Genomic DNA, 19,487 nt, shown 5'->3' on the forward strand with positions numbered 1-19,487 from the left:
TATTTGGCTTCGGCTAGATAACCGCATTCAGCGAGTACGAATACAAGGAGGTGTCATAATGTACGCAATTATTAAAACTGGTGGTAAACAATATCGCGTTTCCGAAGGCGATGTAATCACTATTGAAAAATTGGATGTAGCAGCTGAAGGAACTGTTTCTTTTGACGAAGTTGTAACTGTAGTTAAAGACGGTGACGTTAAAGTTGGTACACCACTTGTGGACGGTGCAAAAGTTACTGGTACAGTACTTGAACATGGTAAAGCGAAAAAGATCTTGGTTTTCAAATACAAAGCGAAATCCAACTATCGTCGTCGTCAAGGCCATCGCCAACCATTCACTAAAGTTCGCATCGAAAAAATCGAGGCGTAATTGTCATGACTCACATTGATGTGAAGCGGAATCGATTAGGGCAAATCGTAGAATGTTATTTTCGTGGACATGCTGAGGCAGGTCCCTACGGAGAAGATATTGTATGTGCCGCCATATCTATGCTTTCACAAACATCGATCTTAGGACTTCATGAGGTGGCTAAGCAATCTATGGAGTATCACATAGAAGATGGTGAGTTAGATATCCTGCTTTCAGAACCCATTACTGAAAGAGGACAAACTATATTAGAAACCATGCTACTTGGTATCAAGAATGTGGCGGATCAATATAGTGATTTTGTTAGAGTGAGTGAACAATAGGAGGTGAACTACATGTTATTCAATATCCAATTACAACTATTCGCATCTAAAAAAGGTGCTTCCAGTACAAAAAATGGTCGTGATTCCGAGTCCAAACGTCTTGGAGTTAAATGCCATGACGGTTCTACTGTAAAAAGTGGTAACATCCTAGTTCGTCAACGTGGTACACATTTCCATCCAGGCGCTAACGTAGGTATCGGCAAAGATGATACTTTGTTTGCATTGGTTCCTGGCCGTGTAGCATTTGAACGTGCTGGTCGTTATAACCGTAAAGTTTCTGTATACCCTGTAGAAGCTTAATAACAACACATATAAGAGGTCACTAGATAGCAATATCTAGTGACCTTTTTTGTGCTGTGAGTAGTTCTTTGCCAAAGTTTGAGGGTAGACATGCACTATGGAATCGGTGATATGTGTATGACCATAGTATATGTAGCTTATCGAATAATGAACAGATGAATATCCGTGTGTTTCTGTTTATGCATAGATAGTATTAGTAATTGCTTTCATCATACAGACTAATTTTGTATACATAGATACTCAAGTGGAGTATAATAAAAGAAAGGCTATATCTAATAAAATCGGTATAGCGCTTATGTTAGGACAAAGCCTAGAAAGATGTAGGCTATCATAGATCTACTAAGTCAGTAGAAAAGGAGTTTACTATGTATGATGTACACTCTTCCAAGGCGGAAGAATTTATTAATCATGAAGAGATTCTAGCCACTTTACAATATGCAGAAGAAAATAAGGAAAACCGTCCTTTATTGGATGCTATATTAGAAAAGGCAAAAACTCGTGTAGGATTAAACCACCGTGAGGCGATGGTACTGTTAGAATGTCCTTTGCCAGAATATAAGGAAAAATTATTTGCTTTAGCAAAAGAGATTAAACAAGCGATTTATGGCAATCGTATTGTATTATTTGCTCCTTTGTATTTATCAAACTATTGCATCAATGGTTGTGTCTACTGCCCATACCATGCAAAAATAAAACCATTACTCGCAAAAATTAAACCAAGATCAAGTCCGTGAAGAAGTGATGGCCTTAGAAGCCATGGGGCATAAACGGATTGTTATTGAATCTGGCGAACATCCATTGGAAAATCCACTGGAATATATTTTGGAATGTATTGATACGATTTACTCCATCAAAAAAGATAATGGAGAAATTCGTCGTGTCAATGTCAATATTGCGGCGTGTGAAGTAGAAGATTATCGAAAATTACATGAGGCAGGTATTGGTACGTACACATTGTTCCAAGAAACATATAATAAAGAAAACTATGAAGCCCTTCATCCAACAGGCCCTAAGAGCGATTATGCATACCATACAACGGCTATGGATCGCGCTATGGAAGCAGGTATTGATGACGTGGGCATTGGCGTCCTTTATGGATTGGAACACTATAAATATGACTTCGTAGGCTTGTTGATGCATGCAGAACATTTAGAAGCGAAGTTTGGGGTAGGTCCGCATACTATCAGTGTGCCTCGAATTTGTCCAGCTGATGATATCGATGTAGATGATTTCAGTAATGCTGTACCAGACGATATTTTTGAAAAAATCGTAGCTTTGATTCGTGTGTCTGCACCGTATGCAGGTATGATTATGTCTACTCGTGAAAGTCAAGCTATGCGTGAACGTGGTTTAGCCTTAGGTATCTCGCAAATTTCTGGAGGGTCTCGTACATCTGTCGGTGGCTATGTAGAAGAAGAACCAGAAGAAGAAAATTCTGCTCAATTTGATACGAGTGACCGCCGTTCCTTGGATGAAATTGTGGAATGGTTATTGCAATTAGGATATGTACCAAGTTTCTGTACGGCTTGCTACCGTGAAGGACGTACAGGTGACCGCTTTATGGCACTGGCTAAGAGTGGACAAATTTCCAACTGCTGTCAACCGAATGCGTTGATGACATTGAAAGAGTATTTACTAGACTATGCAGATGAGGAAACAAAAGCTGTTGGTGCGGCTGTTATCGACGTGCAATTAGACTCCATTAAAAATGATCTAGTGAAAGAAAAATCCAAAGCTTATATTGCGCAAATGGAAGAGGGAGAACGTGACTTCCGATTCTAGTCAAAACTTAGTGCATAGGGTATAATATTTAATATATAGTGTTTATATATTGAAGTTATAAACAGAAGATTGTGGGAGGACAGAATGGAACAAAAAGAGATGGTTGTTGTCGTTGACTTTGGTGGTCAATATAACCAACTGATCGCGCGTCGTGTACGTGAAAATAATGTGTATTGTGAGGTATATCCATACAATAAAGCATTAGAAAAATTAAAGAATTACAGCCAAAAGGTATCATCTTCACAGGTGGTCCTGCTAGCGTATACGAAGACAGTGCTCCCAAAATGGAAGCGGAAGTATTTGAACTTGGCATTCCAGTATTGGGTATGTGCTATGGTATGCAATTTATGGCACATACATTAGGTGGTCATGTAACGTCTGCGGAAACACGTGAATTTGGTAAAACTCCAACTCATGTGGACGTGTCCTCACCATTATTTAAAGGACTTTCAGAAGAAGAAATCGTATGGATGAGCCATGTGGATTATGTGGCAAAAGTGCCAGAAGGTTTCAAAATCGTGGCACATACAAAAGATTGCCCTGTAGCAGCTATGCAAAACGAAGAGCGTCGTTTATATGCTATGCAATACCATGCAGAAGTGTTGCATACAGAACATGGTAAAGAAATGTTGCACAACTTCTTGTATGAAGTATGTGGATGCACAGGCCAATGGACGATGGCAAACTATGCAAAAACTGCTATTGAAGAGATTCGCAATACAGTAGGTGATGGCAAAGTATTATTGGCATTATCTGGTGGTGTGGATAGCTCCGTAGCAGCGGCGTTAATCTCCAAAGCTGTAGGGGACCAATTAACTTGTATCTTCGTTGACCATGGTTTGATGCGTAAAAACGAAGGTGACGAAGTAGAAGCGGCGTTCAAAGATTCTGGTATGCACTTCATTCGTGTGGATGCAGAAGAACGTTTCTTAACAAAATTAGCAGGTCTTGAAGATCCAGAAGCGAAACGTAAAGCTATTGGTGAAGAATTTATCCGTGTCTTCGAAGATGAAGGTCGTAAAATTGGTTCCGTTGATTACTTAGCACAAGGTACGATCTACCCAGATGTAATCGAGTCTGGCACTGGCGAAGCAGAAGTCATTAAATCTCATCACAATGTAGGTGGGTTGCCTGCAGTAGTAGATTTCAAAGGCTTAATCGAACCACTTCGCAACTTGTTCAAAGACGAAGTTCGTCAATTAGGTGCTGAACTTGGTTTGGCAGATTACCTAGTATGGCGTCAACCATTCCCAGGACCAGGTCTTGCGATTCGTGTCATGGGTGAAGTGACAAAAGATAAACTAGATGTATTGCGTGATGCGGATTACATCTTCCGCGATGAAATTGCAAAAGCTGGTTTAGATCGTTCTATTAACCAATACTTTGCGGTGTTAACAAGCACACGCACAGTAGGTGTTATGGGTGACTTCCGTACCTATGATTACACATTGGCATTGCGCGGTGTAACTACAACTGACTTTATGACAGCTGATTGGGCGCGTATCCCTTACGATGTATTGGATACTATCTCCCGCCGCATCGTGAACGAAGTAAATCACATTAACCGTATCGTGTACGATATTACAAGTAAACCACCAGCTACTATTGAGTGGGAATAAAGTAAATAGACTGAAAGCCAGTAGAACTTAGGAACTGCTGGCTTTTTTATTTATAATCTCCTTAAAGTATGTTACAATTAATAGAATACGGAATTCTTTATAAGGAGAGATTCGATGAAATTATTTTCTTCATTAGGAAGAGATTTAGGAATAGATATTGGGACCTTTCATACGCATATTTTTGTGGAAGGTCGAGGGGTGGTTGTATCAGAACCATCCATCGTGGCAACGGATGCAAAGCAAGAGAATATCGTCACCGTTGGGGAAGATGCACAACGCTTGCTCTTGCGTAATCCAGAAACATTAGCGCCTATGAGTCCTCTGAAAGAGGGCTTTATTGTGGATTATCGTATTGTGTTGTCCATGTTAAAGTATTTTATGAACAAAGCTTCCAAGGCGGTTCGTAGATCCCGTGTAGTCATGGCAGTGCCTTGTGGGATTACCGATGTAGAGCGAAGAGCCATGACGGATGCTATTATTCAAGCAGGAGCTCGGGAAGCTCATTTGCTAGAAAGTCCAGTAGCAGCAGCGATTGGTGTAGGGCTTCCTATCTTTGAGGCCCGTGGTAGTATGGCTGTCGATATTGGCGGTAGTACTACGGATGTAGCTATTTTATCCATGGGTGGTAAAGTAGCGAGCCGCACATCACGGATTGGTGGTAATGAATTAAACGAAGCCATTTACCATTATATACGTAATGAGTTTTCTATTATGGTATCCGATGAAACAGTGGAAGACATTAAGCAAACTCTTGGTTGTGCGATCGCTCCATCTATCGAAGGGGAATACACTATCGTAGGTCGTCACTCTGAAACGGGACTCACCAAACGCTGTATGATTCGTAAAAGTGAAGTCTATGAAATTTTGCGACAACCTATTGCAGATATGGTGGCTGTTATACGCAGTATTTTGGAAAAAACACCACCTGAATTAGTGGCAGATATTATGGAAAGTGGCATGCTCCTTACGGGAGGTACGTCCTTACTTGAAGGGTTAGACCGCCACATCCAAGAGGAACTAGGCATTCCTGTACGCATTGCAGATACGCCCGGCGATACGGTGGCACTTGGTTTAGGAAGAGCTGCCGCAGATGTGCAACGTTTAGAACGATTGTTAGTGGCAAGTAAATTACGAAAGGGGCGATCTTAATGCAACAATCTGAACGCAAATGGTTGACTATGATCGTCATTCTTTGTACTGTACTAGGTGTTTTTGGATATGTGTGGAAACAAAGAACACAAGTTCCAGTGGTAACAGTAACTCTAGAAAATTTGATGGCCCCATTTACCTATGGAGCTAGTCGTTTCTTAGAAGGAATACATACGGGGATAGCGATTATTGATGATGGTATTCTACGTGTGAAAGATATGTCTGATATAGAGGAACGCAATGCAGAATTAGAGCAAAAGCAAGTGGCCTATGACGAATTGGTGGCAGAGAATATTCGTTTACGCCAATTGTTACAATTTAAAGGAGAACAACCTCAATTTGCTTTATTAGCAGCCTCTGTAGTGACTCGTGATAGAGGGGCTTGGACGGATACATTCACTATTAGTAGAGGCCGTGCAGATGGGGTAGAGCCAAATATGGCAGTCATTGCTCCCCGCGGGGTCGTAGGCTTTGTGTCAGATGTATATGAACATTCTGCACGGGTACAAAGCATATTAGATCCAAGATCTGCTACTGGTGTTATCGTGCAACGACCAGAATCTAGAATTGCATCTATACTGAAAGGGAATGGGAATCGCCCTATGGAGCCACAAATGGTGAACATTGCCTTAAATGGTGATGTGCTAAAAGGCGATACAATTGTAACTTCAGGGTTTGGAGGTATGTATCCAAAGGGATTATTATTAGGTCATGTGAAAGATATTGTGACTGATGAAGAAGGTTTTGTGAAACATGCAATCATTGAGCCTACGGTAGACTTTCAAAGTTTAGAAGAAGTATTCGTCATTACCAAATCCTTTACAGCGCGACCAGAAACACCAAAATTAGAGCCAAAATTGATTCCTCGCACGCAACGAGATCAAGTAGAAGGTGCTAAAGGGACGGTGCAACAATGAAGCGATTTGCCTGGACATTGATGTTAGTAGGTGTGATTATTATCCAATCTTTAGTCGTACCTAGATGGTTTCCCTACTCTTGGGCACCTCATTTGTTGCTAGATATTGCCTTAGCCGTTACTATACTGAAAGGGCGTTCCTCTGGACTGCTATTAGCAGTTGTAGGGGGTATTGTCCAGGATGTGATGATTGGTAATTATTTTGGATTACATGTGGTATCCTATGCCGCAGTGAGTTATGCCTTAGGGTCTATACATTTGACTATTTATGAAGAACAATGGTATGCCAGTGCTGGGTGGATTGGACTAGGAGCGGCGTTAGTGATGCTAGTGCAAATAGGCTTATTGTGGATTGTGCAGGAGCCTATCATATTGACCACCTATATTTGGAATCATGGCATTCCTTCGATAGGTATTGATGCCTTGGTGGGAATCTTAGTGCACAAACTAGTATGGCGCTGGGAAGAGAAAGATGAATACATGTGGTAGAAAGGAGAGACTATGTTAAAAGCACTATATAAAAAGAAAAAACTACACGCTTTGATGTGTTGTTAACTATAGTCATCCTCGTTTTTGCTGTTTTATTAGGACGTGTATTTTACTTACAAGCTATTGAAGGTGATTATTACCGCGGAAAAGCAGAGGGGAACCGGTTACGTATCTTATCTATGACGGCTACTAGAGGGTTGATGTATGATCGAAATGGTCAAATTATCGTCGGCTCACGACCTGCTTATATGGTATCTATGTTGCCAACTGGAAAACAGGCAGATCCAAAAGTGTTAGAACAATTGGCTGCTTATTTGCAAGTGCCAGTGAAAACCTTAGCAGATAAAATAGAAGCTCATAAAGGTGGCTATGAACCAATTAGATTAGCTAGTGATGTAACCTTAGATAAGGTCACAAAAATTGAAGAACATCGTCACGAATTACCAGGTATTACAGTAGATGTAGAACCACTTCGCTATTACCCTCATGATACAATGGCATCCCAATTATTGGGCTATGTAGGAGAAGTGAGCGAAGAAGAATTGGCAAAAGTAAAGCAAGCAGAATTAGAAGGCACAAATTCTGGAGGCCCTATTGGAGCGGGTACGATTTTAGGAAGATCGGGCCTTGAGAAAATGTATGACTCTGTCTTGCGCGGTGTTGATGGTGGTCGTCAAGTAGAGGTAGATGCCAGCGGACGACCTGTTGAAGAAGTAGGCCGTAAACATACAGTACCAGGGCGAAATATTCATTTGACAATTGACTTGAATTTGCAAAAAGTGGCTGAAAAAGCTGTGTATGATCAATTAGCTGCTCTTAGATCGCAAGGTATTCCTGCAAAGGGTGCTGCCGTTGTGGCCCTAGATCCTAACACAGGAGCTGTATTGGCGATGGTTAGTGCCCCAGGATTTAATCCGAATTGGTTTGCCAAAGGGATTACCACAGAACAATGGAATCAACTCAATACTGATGCGAATCATCCTTTTGAAAATAAAGTAGTTACTGGTGAATATCCACCAGGCTCTCCTTTTAAAATTATTACTGGCGCAGCTGCATTAGAATTGAAAAAAGTAACTCCTAATGAAATGATTTACGATAGTGGTAAACACTGGTTAATTGATAAGCGAAATGCAGAGGGAGAAGCCTTGGGCTGGCTTGACTTTAATAAAGCCTTAGCCAAATCTGATAATGTGTATTTCTATGAAATGGGTAATCGCTTAGGGATAGAAAATATTGATAAATATGCTAAAATCTTTGGATTAGGAGAAAAGACAGGTATTAAGCTCTATGATGAGGGTCGTGGTAACTTAGCTAGTCCAGAATATAAGAGGAAAGTATTTAATCAAGATTGGTATTTAGGGGAAACTTTTGATGCTGCTATAGGTCAATCTTTTACCTTAGTCACGCCTATACAGATGGCAGTGGTTATGTCTGAAATTGCCAATGGAGGGATTCGTTACCAACCGTATGTGGTGAGCCGCATTGATAATGCAGATGGAACGCCAGAAGAAATCTTTGGACCTAAGAAGCTAGGCGTTTTACAAGTGTCTAAAGCAGTTATGGATATTGTTCGTAATGGTCTTAGAGACGTAACGTTGGAAGGTGGTACAGCAGGGGAAATTTTTAAAGGATTATCCCTAGCAGTAGCTGGTAAAACAGGAACTGCAGAGAATGCTACTGGTACTGACCACGGTTGGTTCGTTGCCTATGCCCCTTATGACAAACCCCGTATTGTTGTAGTAGCCCTTGTGGAGCAAGGTGGCTTTGGAGCTAGCTCAGCCGGCTCTATTGTACGCCCTATTTTAGAAGAATATTTTCATATTCCTAAACCGGTTGTTGCACCAGTGAACGGAAAAAAAGGTGATCCTAAAACGGGCACATCTTCTATAAAAGAGCAAAAAGTAGACTAGGAGTATACTATGTGGCAGAGAATTATACGAGAATGGGATTGGATTTTGATGCTGTCTACGATTAGCCTTATCATCATAGGATGCATTGTGATTGGTAGTGCTACGCATGTGAATCGCGAAGGTTTACAACTAACGGGACTGGTATCAAAGCAATTACTATTTTTTGGATTAAATATCATAGCCATTGTAGGTCTACAGTGGCTAGATTATGAGCGTTTGCGTCCCTATGCTAAATGGATTTATGCAGCTACCATCCTCATGTTATTGGCTGTTATGATCGTGGGTACATCAGCACTGGGTGCGCAGCGCTGGATTCAGATTGGTCCGATTACTATCCAACCATCAGAGTTTACAAAACTGATGATGATCATTAGCCTTGCCAATATGTTGGAAAGTCGGGTAGAAAAATTAAATTCCTTTAAAGAACTGTTGCCAGTATTCTTGTTTTTAGGAATTCCGGCACTACTAGTATTTAAGCAACCTGACTTAGGAACATCCTTAGTGTATGTGGCTATTTTGGCAGGCATGCTTTTTGTTAGTGGTATTCGAATGCGATTAGTGCAGATTATGGTAGGTACCATGGTGGCATTAGCTCCGCTAAGTTGGTTTGTTTTACAAGAGTATCAAAAACAACGGATTATGGTATTTTTGAATCCCAATGTAGACCCATTTGGAGCAGGATATCATATTATCCAATCTAAAATTGCAATTGGTTCAGGTTTGCTATTTGGAAAAGGCCTTTTTGAAGGAACCCAAAGTCAACTGAACTTTTTGCCAGAAAACCATACAGATTTTATTTTCTCCGTGGTCGGAGAAGAATTGGGTCTTCTTGGGTGTTGTGTGGTCTTAGGATTATTGTTAGTGGTGGTATATCGTAGTTTTTTAATTGCCAAACGATCAGTAGATCCCTTTGGTATGCTAATTGCTACAGGTATTGGGTCTATGTTTTTGTTTGAAGTCTTAGTCAATGTAGGTATGACGACAGGGATTATGCCAGTAACAGGGATCCCATTGCCTTTCATCAGTTATGGTGTTAGTGCTTTGACCACTAATCTATTGAGTATAGGTTTATTATTGAATATAGTAATGCGTCAGAAAAAACGCATGTTTTAATTGTTAGAAATGAGGCTTATGCCTCTAGTGAGGTTGTATGATTCACTTAGATCCATCATGGTTACAACATGTGGAAAAACCGGCTCGCTATACCGGAGGGGAATGGAATAGCATTGTAAAAGACCACAGTACAGTGGATGTGACAATGGCCTTGGCATTTCCTGATGTATATGAAGTAAGTATGAGCCATTTAGGAATAAAAATTTTATATGGTTTGTTAAATGAACGTCAAGATGTGGTGGCTGAGCGTGTCTTTGCGCCTTGGCATGACATGGAAAAGGAAATGCGAGACCGTAAGATTCCTTTATTTTCTTTGGAAACCAAAACACCAATTCGCGAATTTGATCTATTGGGATTTACATTGCAATATGAAATGAGCTATACCAACATCTTGAATATGCTGGATATGGCAGACATCCCTTTCTATAGCAAAGATCGAGATATGTCTTTCCCATTGCTATTAGCAGGGGGACCTTGTGTATATAATATTGAACCTATTGCAGATTTTTTTGACATCGTGTCTATCGGTGAATCGGAAGAATGGCTTGTGGAATTTGTAGAACTATTTAAATCAGAAAAAGCGAAAGGTTTTCCAGGCGGTAAAGAGGCATTCTTGCGCAAAGCAGCCTTAATTGAAGGGACCTATGTACCTGCTTTATATGAGCCAGAATACACAGAGGACGGTCATTTTAAAGGATTAAAAATTTTGGCAGAGGAAGCGCCGGCAGTTGTAAAAAAACGTATTGTAGAAGATGTGGAACACTCCTATTATCCGACAGCACCTATTGTGCCATATTTAGACGTAGTCCATGATCGGGCTGTATTAGAATTATTCCGTGGTTGTTTGCGAGGCTGTCGTTTCTGCCAAGCTGGTATGTTATATCGTCCTGTTCGTGAAAGAACGCCGGAACGGTTATTACAAATGGCAAAGGATATTATTGCCAATACCGGATATAATGAAATTTCTTTAATGTCTCTAAGTTCTGCAGATTATTCTAAATTGCCAGAATTAGTAGATATGCTGATGGAAGAATTTAAAGATAAACAAGTCAGTGTTAGTTTACCATCTTTGCGTATTGACGCATTTTCTATTGATATTGCAAAAAAAGTGCAGCAAGTGCGTAAAAGTGGCTTAACCTTTGCTCCAGAAGCAGGCTCTCAGCGTATGCGTGATGTGATTAACAAAGGTGTTAGTGAAGAAGATTTGATGGCAGCTTGTGAAAATGCTTTCAAATCTGGTTGGAACACAGTGAAATTATACTTTATGATGGGCTTACCGACGGAAACCGATGAAGACGTAGCAGGCATTGCTGACTTAGCTTATAAAGTATTAGATTTGCACCGAGATATTACAGGCAAACGCAATGGCAAGGTGACAGTGAGTTGTTCTTTCTTCGTACCGAAAACACACTCCCCTTACCAATGGTATGGTCAACAAGATGTAGAGGAGATTCATCGTAAACAGAGATATTTAAAATCTCTTATCAACAATCGGAATATTTCCTATCATTATCATGATGGACATACGGGGTATTTAGAGGCTATCTTTGCTCGTGGAGATAGACGATTAGCGCCATCTGTCATAGAGGCTTGGAAACATGGTTGTAAATTTGATGGCTGGACAGAGTATTTTAAATACGATATCTGGATGCAGGCTTTCAAAGATACGAATATTGATCCAGATTATTATGCTCGCCGTGACCGTAGCTTTGAAGAGGCATTGCCTTGGGAACATATTGATGACACCGTAAGTAAAGCCTTTTTACAACGTGAATGGGAGCGTGCTGTAGATGGTACGTTGACGTGGGATTGCCGTCGTAAGCCATGTAATGGCTGTAATGCTTGCCCAGAGCTAGGCACACCAATTATTGATTATAAGGAGGGTGGACGTGTTGAGAAAGTTACGTTTGGCCTTACATAAGGGAGAAGAACTTCGCTTTTTATCCCATTTAGATTATGCCTCCGCCATAGAGCGTATGATTCGTCGTAGTGGGATTAAAATGGCTTATTCTGAGGGATTTAATCCACATATGAAGATTAGTTTTTCCTCTGCCCTTGCCTTGGGTATTACGGCTAGTGCTGAATATTGTGATATGGATGTGTTAGAAGAAGGGTCATTAGAAGAATTGATGAGCCGACTTTCACAATCAGCGCCAAAAGGCTTAGAAGTCTTGGATGGACGATTCATGCCGGATAAAGTGAAAAAAATGATGGCCATATGCAATTATGCTGTCTATGAGGTGACAGGCCCGGCTGTAGAACGCGCAAATTGGGAACAGTTGCTGGAACCTTTTAATAGTGCAAATGAAGTATTATATGAAAAAGTAACACCGAAGAAAACAAGAATGATTGATGTGAAACATTTCATTAAAGAACCCTTGGTAGCAACGGTAGACGGAGATATGGTAACAATTCGTATGGCTATTGGCGTATATCCAGAAGGGACTATGAAGCCAGGGGATATGTGGAAATTGGGTAAAGAGCAATACGGTTGGCCCATAACAGATAGTTATTCTATTCACCGTGAAGCGATTTTGATTGAAACGGATGGGGCTTGTATTACGCCTCTAGAAGTGGAATAAGGAGAGACTATGAATCGATTATATGCCAATGTGATGAAAGAGGAAACCCGTCTTGCCATTGTGGATGAGACAGGGGATTTACAACAAATTATATATGAACGACCACAGCTATCGAATCGCGTAAATCATATGTATAAAGGGGTAGTGAAAAATGTTCTGCCTGGCATGAGTGCAGCTTTCCTCGACATTGGCATCGGGCAAAATGTGTACCTAAACCTACAAGAACAAGGGAAACAGAAAAAAGTACATGTAGGGGAAGTCTTATTAGTTCAAGTTGTGAAGGACGCCATGCTGGGAAAAAGCGCTCGTGTCACTACTGATGTTAGTTTGGCTGGTCACTATATGGTATTATTGCCACAAGATCAACAGATTCATATTTCTAAAAAGATTACAGACCCAGAGTTGCGTCAGTCTTTGAAAGATATGGCGCAACCTTATTTAGAGCGAGGTGTAGGATTTATTTTGCGCACCGCAGCTATGGGGGCTAGTGAAGAAGAAATTGCTTGTGATATGGCCTATTTACATCAGACTTGGGAACACTTGCAAAAGCGCTACAAGGTAGCACAGAATGGAACGGAAATCTATGGAGATGCCAACCTATGGTATCGTGTCATTCGTGACTACGTAGGACCTACGGTAGGTTCTATTATGGTGGATGATGTAGCTGCTTATGAAGAGTTGCAACAATTATTAGGAGCAGGACGATTTGGTAAGCCTGTAGAAGTCAGTTTTTGGAATCAGAAGGAAGATATTTTTAAAACACATGGTATTGAAGAACAAATTGATGCTCTTTTAAATCATCGCATTGATCTACCCTCTGGTGGATCCTTACAGATTGATCAAACAGAGGCTCTCACTGTGATTGATGTAAACTCTGCTCATTACAGTGGTAAGAATGAACAAGCGGGACAGGTGGCAAAACGAGTGAATCAAGAAGCGGCCCATATGATTGCTAGACAATTGCGATTGCGAAATCTTGGGGGAATCATCATATGCGATTTTATAGATATGCCTAAACAGGATATGGAAGAACTAGTACAGTTGATGAACCACTTAGTGAAAAAGGATCCTATTAAAACCGTGGTATGTGGTATTACTTCTTTAGGTTTGTTGGAGTTGACACGGAAACGGGAGCGCCAAAGTATTCCATCTATCCTCTTTGATACTTGTTCCAGTTGTGGTGGTACTGGACATGTACTAAAAGGAGAAACTGTGTATTTGCAAATCTTACGACGTCTGCGGGAATTGTATCGATTTGGTCGATTAAAAACGGATGTATCCATTGTGGTGCATCCAGATGTGGGGCAATTCTTTACCAAACAAGTATTGGAGTCGTTACGTACAGAGTTGCAAAGAACTATACAGATTGAAAATGATACCACAATGGGATTAGAAGCCTATTCCCTATTAGCCTTAGGTGATGTATAATAATAAAATTAGTACTAAAAACAATTACAGTTCTCTATATGAAATGTAATGTTTTTAAGAAAAAGTGCTTGGGATTGCCAAGCACTTTTGTTGTTATTTGCAGGAGGGACTTGTGTCATACCTTGAAATATTAATTTTATCGGTAGGTCTTGCCATGGATGCCTTTGCGGTTTCTATTTGTAAATCATCGCAGATGAAAGCAGATCCAAAGATGAAAAAAATCACTTTGGCATTCTTGTTTGGTGCATTTCAGTGCTTAATGCCGATCATAGGGGCAGCTGTAGGAGCTCAATTTTCGCAGAATTTTGATGAGTGGGACTATTGGGTTATTTTTATTACTTTAGGCTATTTGGGTATTAATATGATTCGTGCCTCTCTTAGCGATGAGGAAGAGGATACATCTTCCGTGGATTGGAAAGAGATGTTAGCGTTGTCCATTGCCACTAGCATCGATGCTTTAGCTGTAGGGGTTACCATTGCACTATTGCATGTGGATATATATTTTACATCGCTCACCATAGGGGTGATTACCTTCTTGGTATGTCTCGTGGGCATATTTAGTGGATATCATATGATGAAAGGATTTCGTGAAAGAGCCGAAATGGCAGGGGGAGTTATATTGATTCTGATTGGAGTCAAAATATTGCTGCAGCATTTGGGGTACTTGCCTCGCTAAATCGTCTCTTGTGTTGCTATTCTGTCCGTGGCTCTTTATTGTTAGTGTAAGGGAAAATCGCCGCACATTCCTCCACAAACTGATACAGTGGTTAGGTTTGTTCCGGAACATGCGGCGCTTTTCTAGCGTTTGTGCTATTTAGGTAATTACAGTGCCACGGAACGTTCTACGCGACATGGCGTTCCTCACGGGATGGGGGTACACCGTGCTCTTCTTGCATTTTTGTGATTTAGGTGTAAAAAATGCCACAAGGCTACTACACCTAATGGCATTCCTCCACAAACTGATACAGTGGTTAGGTTTGCTCTGGAACATGCGGCGCTTTTCTAGTGTTTGTGCTATTTAGGTAATTACAGTGCCACGGGACGTTCTACGCGACATGGTGTTGCTCACGGGGGAGAAAAAAGTGCTTGACGGAATATATTTAGTAGTTTATAATAGTTAAGTATTCACTTGGAGAGGTGTCCGAGCGGCTTAAGGAGCATGATTGGAAATCATGTGTGCGGTGATACCGTACCGAGGGTTCAAATCCCTCTCTCTCCGCCAAGGTTTAAAAGCGTTTATGCACTGCATAGACGCTTTTATTGTTATATCATTGTATTTTGTGGCAAGATACTATATAACTCTGGAATAGAGTGTAAAATTCCTCATCATGAGGGTAATAAAAAAGGGCGGATACAACCGTCCTTTTCGCTTTATAAAATGTCTAGTATCTTGCTCAAAAGAATGGTACAATAATTCCGTATGAGGAGGCTTTGTATGGATTTTTTATGGTTATTATTTGACATTATTGGAACAATTGCCTTTGCGATTTCTGGCGCACTTTTGGGGATTCAACGGCGTATGGATATTTTTGGTATACTGATTTTGGCGCTGGTAACTGCTATTGGCGGTGGGATTGTACGAGATGTTATGGTAGGACGCATACCGCCCACATCTTTGCAAACGGGCTTATATATTTCTATCACGTTAATTACGGTTGGGATCATGTTTATCATGTATCGTTATGGCTGGAATCGTTATATTGAAGGTAAAGGTGCGACGAAAGTGTATCTGATAGCAGATGCCTTAGGTTTGGCTTCGTTTACAGTGACAGGAGCGACTATTGGGATAGCTACAGATCCAACTAACTTGGTGCTCACCGTTGTGTTAGGTGGAATTACAGCTGTGGGTGGCGGTATTATCCGAGATATTTTAGCACATCGCACGCCGAGTGTGTTGAAAGAAGAAGTGTATGCCTTGCCAGCTTTATTAGGTGGGATTGCCTACTTCGTAGTGTATGCTATAGGACATCAAATAGTGGCATCCTATGTGACATTCCTTATCGTTTTTATCATTCGCATGATAGCCATTGAGTATCATTGGAATCTGCCGCGTATTGATCGGATTCATCGATAATTTACATATGACTAATCAAGATAATAAGCAAAGAATACTATAAAATAGGAGATATATAAAACATGAGAAAACAACAATGGCGACATAAGTTTGCGATTATGGCTACAGCGGTGGCAACTGCGGTATTGAGCCATGCGATCACTGCAGAGGCTACGACAGTACTCTATGTACCACAAGATGACCGCCCAGTGAGTTTGGCTTATACGGTGGCTACGGCTCAAGATGCAGGATATACGGTGTTAACACCACCTCAATATTACATTTCAGGTCGTAACTTTCAAGGAAATGCAGAAGCGATTTGGAAATGGGTTGATGAGAATATTAGTAAAGCAGATGTGCTTGTGTTAAGTACAGACTCCTTAATCTATGGAGGCCTTGTAGATTCTAGAAAACACAATTTAGATTTACATACTTTGGAATATCGAGTACATCATATTGAAGATTTGCACAAAAAATATCCTAATATACCAATGTATGCATTTGGTACGGTGATGCGCTCTCCTCGTGCTAGTGGTGGCGGTGTGGAGCCAGCCTATTATGATCAATATGGTCCGACTATTTTCCGTATTGCTGCTTTACAAGATAAATTGGACAGTCAAAAATTGACGGCAGATGAACAAAAAGAGTTGTTCATGTTGCAAGCTACGGTGCCAGTGGAATTTTTACAGGACTGGTTCCATCGTCGTCAAAAAAATATGGAAATTAATCGTCAATTAATTGATATCACTAAAAAAGGTGTATTTAAATATTTTGCATTAGGTCATGACGATACTAGTAGTTTATCTCAATCGGCTATGGAAGGTCGTTATTTACAAAAATATAGTAAAGGACTTTCCCCTACGCAATATGGTAGTTTCCCAGGAGCAGATCAATTAGGATTGTTATTGATTGCTCGTGACCATGTGGATCGCAATCACTTGACGCCGACATTTGAGGTTATTTATCCATTAGGTGGTGGTGGTGAGACAGTACCGCATTATGAGGACCAAAAAGTAGAAAAAACAATTGCTGAACATGTAGTGGCCGTAGGTGGCACGATGAAAACTAAAGGAAAACCATCTGTGTTACTAGCGGTAAATACGCCATTAGGTACAGTGACAGGTGAGTCAGAAGCTTTTGAAAACTTCCCTATGATTTCTAGAAGTACCAATGAATTTTTAGACCATATTCAAGCAGCTATGAATCAAGGAGTACCTGTTAGTATTGCAGATATTGCCTATTCCAATGGATCGGATAATACATTGGTCTATGGATTGTATCAACGGGATTTACTGTATAAAGTTAGTGCTTATAATGGATGGAATACGGCAAGTAATACTATTGGCTATGCCATAGCACAGGGTATTTTAGGAGTGCATATGGATGATCAAAGTCATCGAAATATGTTGACACAACAATATTTGGATAATTGGGCATACCAAGCAAATATTCGTAAAGATGTGTATCGTATGCAAGATTCCATTCGTACAGATAATGTGAAATATACAGGAACCTTAAATGAAACTTTGGAAAGTTATATGGGTGAGCGAGTGCAAGACTTTGCGGCGACTTATTTAAAATTGGATCCACGCACTGTATCCGCTCGATTCCCATGGGGACGATTGTTCGAAACAGATATTACCGTGTATCGTGAACCTGTAGCTCCGTTACAAAAAGAGTTGCGTTTACGCCGTGAAGCAGAAGCAAGAGCTAAAGCAGAAGCTGAGGCAAAAGCAAAAGCGGAAGCAGAGGCGAGAGCTAATAAAGCAAAAGCAGACGCAGCAGCTGCAAAAGCAAAACAAAAGGCTCAATAAGGTAATACAATACAAGGAGAGAGGGGCGTAGCCCCTCTTTTTTGGAGGAATTATGAGAAAACCAGCTATACCGGCCATTACCTATATGCGGGGACTATGTATGTTAGGTGTGATCGGTATCCATGTAGGGTCCTATGCATTAGCGAACCCTACGATTAATATACATCTATTAGGACTGTTAGAAATTGTGTCTCGCTTTACAGTGCCTGCCTTTTTCTTCTTGTCTGCCTTCGGGTTGTTCTATCATACATCGGTGGAGGATGATTTTTCTTATTCTGACTTTTTGCGCCGTCGCACGCAGGTGGTGCTCTATCCCTATATTGTGTGGACTATCCTATATACGGCCTACAATGCGGTATTAGCTCATAACGCATGGGGACTGATGCCACATGTGTTAGGGTTGACTCTACTTTTTGGAAATGGCATGTATCATCTGTACTTTCTAGTTATACTTCTTTGGTTTTACACTTTGATGCCACTTTGGCGATGGGCCCTGCGGTCTATACTGAAAGCCCCCATAGTGCTGATGACTATATTGTTTTTTGTGCAAATGGCAGTGAATTATTGGTCCTCTTATATGGCAGGTTCTGTACAATTTTCGCAAGAATGGTTGCAGTACATCTTTAGCATGCGCCTCAATTATTTTGTAGGATTTTATATATGGATTTTCCTACTAGGCGGGCTCCTTGCAGAACGATTTGATGCGATGCTAGAATGGATTGATGCCCATGGTTTCGGTATCACAGTGGGATTTATCCTGTCCTTAGTGGCTATGTTAGGCTCCTATTACTATGTAATGGCAGAGTGGGGATATACTCGATTAGAGGCCATTTACACAGTGCATCAGCTAAGTCCACAAGGATTGGTGTATACAGGTATGGGTTGTATCTTTTTTGTGTGGGCGTTCACCGTGTCATCTATGAGTGACATAGTGGAAACCTTTTGGACAGAATTGGGAAATGCGTCCTATGGTATTTATTTGGTGCATCCATTTATGTTGATTCTGTTAGATAAAGTTTTGCAAATTGGCGGATTAGGATATACAACAACGATAGTCGTGCTTATGTATGTGAGCGCAGTCATCTTGTCTTTTGGAGTGACAAAAGGATTAGAAACATTGCCGAAACAAGTACGGGCTTATGTGTTAGGCAAGTAAGTCATTTCTTGTAACACTATGCAGCCTGTGGCGTTTGTAACTTAATAAGCAAAGGGAAGAGCACGGCATACCTCTCTCAAACGGTATTTCATAATGTTTGTTCGAGGCACGCCGTGCTCTTCTTGTGTTTGTGTGATTTAGGTAATAAGGAATGCCACAAGGCTGCTACTTGTAACTGCGTTCCTCAGGGGATGGGAAGAGCGCGGCATATTCCTCCACAAACTGATACAGTGGTTAGGTTTGCTCCGGAACATGTCGTGCTCTTCTTGTGTTTGTGTGATTTAGGTAATAAGGAACGCCACAAGGCTGCTACTCGTAAACGCGTTCCTCAGGTGGAGGGACGTTATTTGCAAACTTGCGCGTTGCTTAGTTTGCGTTAGTGGTAGATTGTTTGCTTCTACAGGAGATTTGATGTAAAAGGTGTAGAATTTTATAGTTGTCTGTACTATAATGAAGATAATACTTGATTCGTATGTATACTATGAG

The 19,487-nt window shown here is 40.8% G+C and carries 16 protein-coding genes, 1 tRNA gene and 2 pseudogenes; 18 read left to right on the forward strand and 1 reads right to left on the reverse strand.

The genetic code is table 11. The features are described from left to right. Positions 1–58 precede the first annotated feature (58 nt). From rplU to HMPREF9200_RS01155, 18 genes and pseudogenes are all read left to right on the forward strand, one after another. Positions 59–370 (forward strand): 50S ribosomal protein L21, encoded by a 312-nt coding sequence (gene rplU, locus HMPREF9200_RS01070; protein ID WP_009352881.1) that lies wholly within the window; start codon positions 59–61, stop codon positions 368–370. A 5-nt stretch (positions 371–375) separates the two neighbouring features. After that, positions 376–690 (forward strand): ribosomal-processing cysteine protease Prp, encoded by a 315-nt coding sequence (locus tag HMPREF9200_RS01075; RefSeq protein WP_009352850.1) that lies wholly within the window; start codon positions 376–378, stop codon positions 688–690. Positions 691–702: 12 nt separating this feature from the next. Next, positions 703–990, forward strand: coding sequence for a 50S ribosomal protein L27 (gene rpmA / locus HMPREF9200_RS01080; protein WP_009353004.1), 288 nt, complete (start codon positions 703–705; stop codon positions 988–990). Between the two features lie 365 nt (positions 991–1,355). Continuing rightward, positions 1,356–2,772 (forward strand): annotated as a pseudogene (hydG, locus tag HMPREF9200_RS01085) ([FeFe] hydrogenase H-cluster radical SAM maturase HydG). An 84-nt stretch (positions 2,773–2,856) separates the two neighbouring features. After that, a pseudogene (gene guaA / locus HMPREF9200_RS01090) lies at positions 2,857–4,391 on the forward strand (glutamine-hydrolyzing GMP synthase). 114 nt (positions 4,392–4,505) lie between these two features. Further along, complete coding sequence (locus HMPREF9200_RS01095) at positions 4,506–5,540, forward strand: rod shape-determining protein (protein ID WP_009352976.1); 1,035 nt, start codon at positions 4,506–4,508, stop codon at positions 5,538–5,540. Beyond that, positions 5,540–6,457, forward strand: a complete 918-nt coding sequence (mreC, locus tag HMPREF9200_RS01100; RefSeq protein ID WP_009352838.1) for a rod shape-determining protein MreC — start codon at positions 5,540–5,542, stop codon at positions 6,455–6,457. Before HMPREF9200_RS01095 ends, mreC begins: the two co-directional genes overlap by 1 nt. Beyond that, positions 6,454–6,945 (forward strand): rod shape-determining protein MreD, encoded by a 492-nt coding sequence (gene mreD / locus HMPREF9200_RS01105; RefSeq protein WP_009352847.1) that lies wholly within the window; start codon positions 6,454–6,456, stop codon positions 6,943–6,945. The genes mreC and mreD overlap by 4 nt, the downstream gene beginning before the upstream one ends. A 59-nt stretch (positions 6,946–7,004) precedes the next feature. After that, complete coding sequence (mrdA, locus tag HMPREF9200_RS01110; RefSeq protein WP_255260707.1) at positions 7,005–8,855, forward strand: penicillin-binding protein 2; 1,851 nt, start codon at positions 7,005–7,007, stop codon at positions 8,853–8,855. Positions 8,856–8,864: 9 nt separating this feature from the next. Continuing rightward, the gene (rodA, locus tag HMPREF9200_RS01115; RefSeq protein ID WP_009352948.1) at positions 8,865–9,968 is read left to right on the forward strand and encodes a rod shape-determining protein RodA; all 1,104 of its coding nucleotides are present in this window, start codon (positions 8,865–8,867) and stop codon (positions 9,966–9,968) included. A gap of 37 nt (positions 9,969–10,005) precedes the next feature. Then, positions 10,006–11,889, forward strand: a complete 1,884-nt coding sequence (locus HMPREF9200_RS01120; RefSeq protein WP_009352803.1) for a TIGR03960 family B12-binding radical SAM protein — start codon at positions 10,006–10,008, stop codon at positions 11,887–11,889. Then, positions 11,861–12,550 carry a TIGR03936 family radical SAM-associated protein gene (locus tag HMPREF9200_RS01125; protein WP_009352942.1) on the forward strand — a complete coding sequence of 230 codons (690 nt, stop codon included), beginning with the start codon at positions 11,861–11,863 and terminating at the stop codon, positions 12,548–12,550. The genes HMPREF9200_RS01120 and HMPREF9200_RS01125 overlap by 29 nt, the downstream gene beginning before the upstream one ends. 9 nt (positions 12,551–12,559) lie before the next feature. Then, the gene (locus tag HMPREF9200_RS01130; protein ID WP_009352840.1) at positions 12,560–13,978 is read left to right on the forward strand and encodes an Rne/Rng family ribonuclease; all 1,419 of its coding nucleotides are present in this window, start codon (positions 12,560–12,562) and stop codon (positions 13,976–13,978) included. A gap of 112 nt (positions 13,979–14,090) precedes the next feature. After that, the gene (locus HMPREF9200_RS01135) at positions 14,091–14,654 is read left to right on the forward strand and encodes a manganese efflux pump MntP family protein (protein ID WP_009352859.1); all 564 of its coding nucleotides are present in this window, start codon (positions 14,091–14,093) and stop codon (positions 14,652–14,654) included. Between the two features lie 455 nt (positions 14,655–15,109). Next, a tRNA-Ser gene (locus tag HMPREF9200_RS01140) sits at positions 15,110–15,200 on the forward strand. Positions 15,201–15,413: 213 nt separating this feature from the next. Next, positions 15,414–16,052 carry a trimeric intracellular cation channel family protein gene (locus HMPREF9200_RS01145; protein WP_009352969.1) on the forward strand — a complete coding sequence of 213 codons (639 nt, stop codon included), beginning with the start codon at positions 15,414–15,416 and terminating at the stop codon, positions 16,050–16,052. A 62-nt stretch (positions 16,053–16,114) separates the two neighbouring features. Then, on the forward strand, positions 16,115–17,845 hold the full coding sequence (locus HMPREF9200_RS01150) for a DUF4127 family protein (RefSeq protein ID WP_009352870.1): 1,731 nt from the start codon (positions 16,115–16,117) through the stop codon (positions 17,843–17,845). 52 nt (positions 17,846–17,897) lie between these two features. Further along, positions 17,898–19,001 (forward strand): acyltransferase, encoded by a 1,104-nt coding sequence (locus HMPREF9200_RS01155; protein ID WP_009352830.1) that lies wholly within the window; start codon positions 17,898–17,900, stop codon positions 18,999–19,001. Positions 19,002–19,282: 281 nt separating this feature from the next. On the opposite strand, the gene HMPREF9200_RS09160 is transcribed toward HMPREF9200_RS01155, so the two are convergent. Then, the gene (locus HMPREF9200_RS09160) at positions 19,283–19,462 is read right to left on the reverse strand and encodes a hypothetical protein (RefSeq protein WP_369688072.1); all 180 of its coding nucleotides are present in this window, start codon (positions 19,460–19,462) and stop codon (positions 19,283–19,285) included. Between the last annotated feature and the right edge of the window lie 25 nt (positions 19,463–19,487).

The organism is Veillonella sp. oral taxon 780 str. F0422, from assembly GCF_000221605.1.
GTDB lineage: Bacteria > Bacillota > Negativicutes > Veillonellales > Veillonellaceae > F0422.

Excerpts from the sequence above, each read along its gene's own strand:
- rplU (WP_009352881.1), top strand. The coding sequence starts at position 59 with ATGTACGCAATTATTAAAACTGGTGGTAAACAATATCGCGTTTCCGAA.
- HMPREF9200_RS01075 (WP_009352850.1), top strand. The coding sequence starts at position 376 with ATGACTCACATTGATGTGAAGCGGAATCGATTAGGGCAAATCGTAGAA.
- rpmA (WP_009353004.1), top strand. The coding sequence starts at position 703 with ATGTTATTCAATATCCAATTACAACTATTCGCATCTAAAAAAGGTGCT.
- HMPREF9200_RS01095 (WP_009352976.1), top strand. The coding sequence starts at position 4,506 with ATGAAATTATTTTCTTCATTAGGAAGAGATTTAGGAATAGATATTGGG.
- mreC (WP_009352838.1), top strand. The coding sequence starts at position 5,540 with ATGCAACAATCTGAACGCAAATGGTTGACTATGATCGTCATTCTTTGT.
- mreD (WP_009352847.1), top strand. The coding sequence starts at position 6,454 with ATGAAGCGATTTGCCTGGACATTGATGTTAGTAGGTGTGATTATTATC.
- rodA (WP_009352948.1), top strand. The coding sequence starts at position 8,865 with ATGTGGCAGAGAATTATACGAGAATGGGATTGGATTTTGATGCTGTCT.
- HMPREF9200_RS01120 (WP_009352803.1), top strand. The coding sequence starts at position 10,006 with ATGATTCACTTAGATCCATCATGGTTACAACATGTGGAAAAACCGGCT.
- HMPREF9200_RS01130 (WP_009352840.1), top strand. The coding sequence starts at position 12,560 with ATGAATCGATTATATGCCAATGTGATGAAAGAGGAAACCCGTCTTGCC.
- HMPREF9200_RS01145 (WP_009352969.1), top strand. The coding sequence starts at position 15,414 with ATGGATTTTTTATGGTTATTATTTGACATTATTGGAACAATTGCCTTT.
- HMPREF9200_RS01150 (WP_009352870.1), top strand. The coding sequence starts at position 16,115 with ATGAGAAAACAACAATGGCGACATAAGTTTGCGATTATGGCTACAGCG.
- HMPREF9200_RS01155 (WP_009352830.1), top strand. The coding sequence starts at position 17,898 with ATGAGAAAACCAGCTATACCGGCCATTACCTATATGCGGGGACTATGT.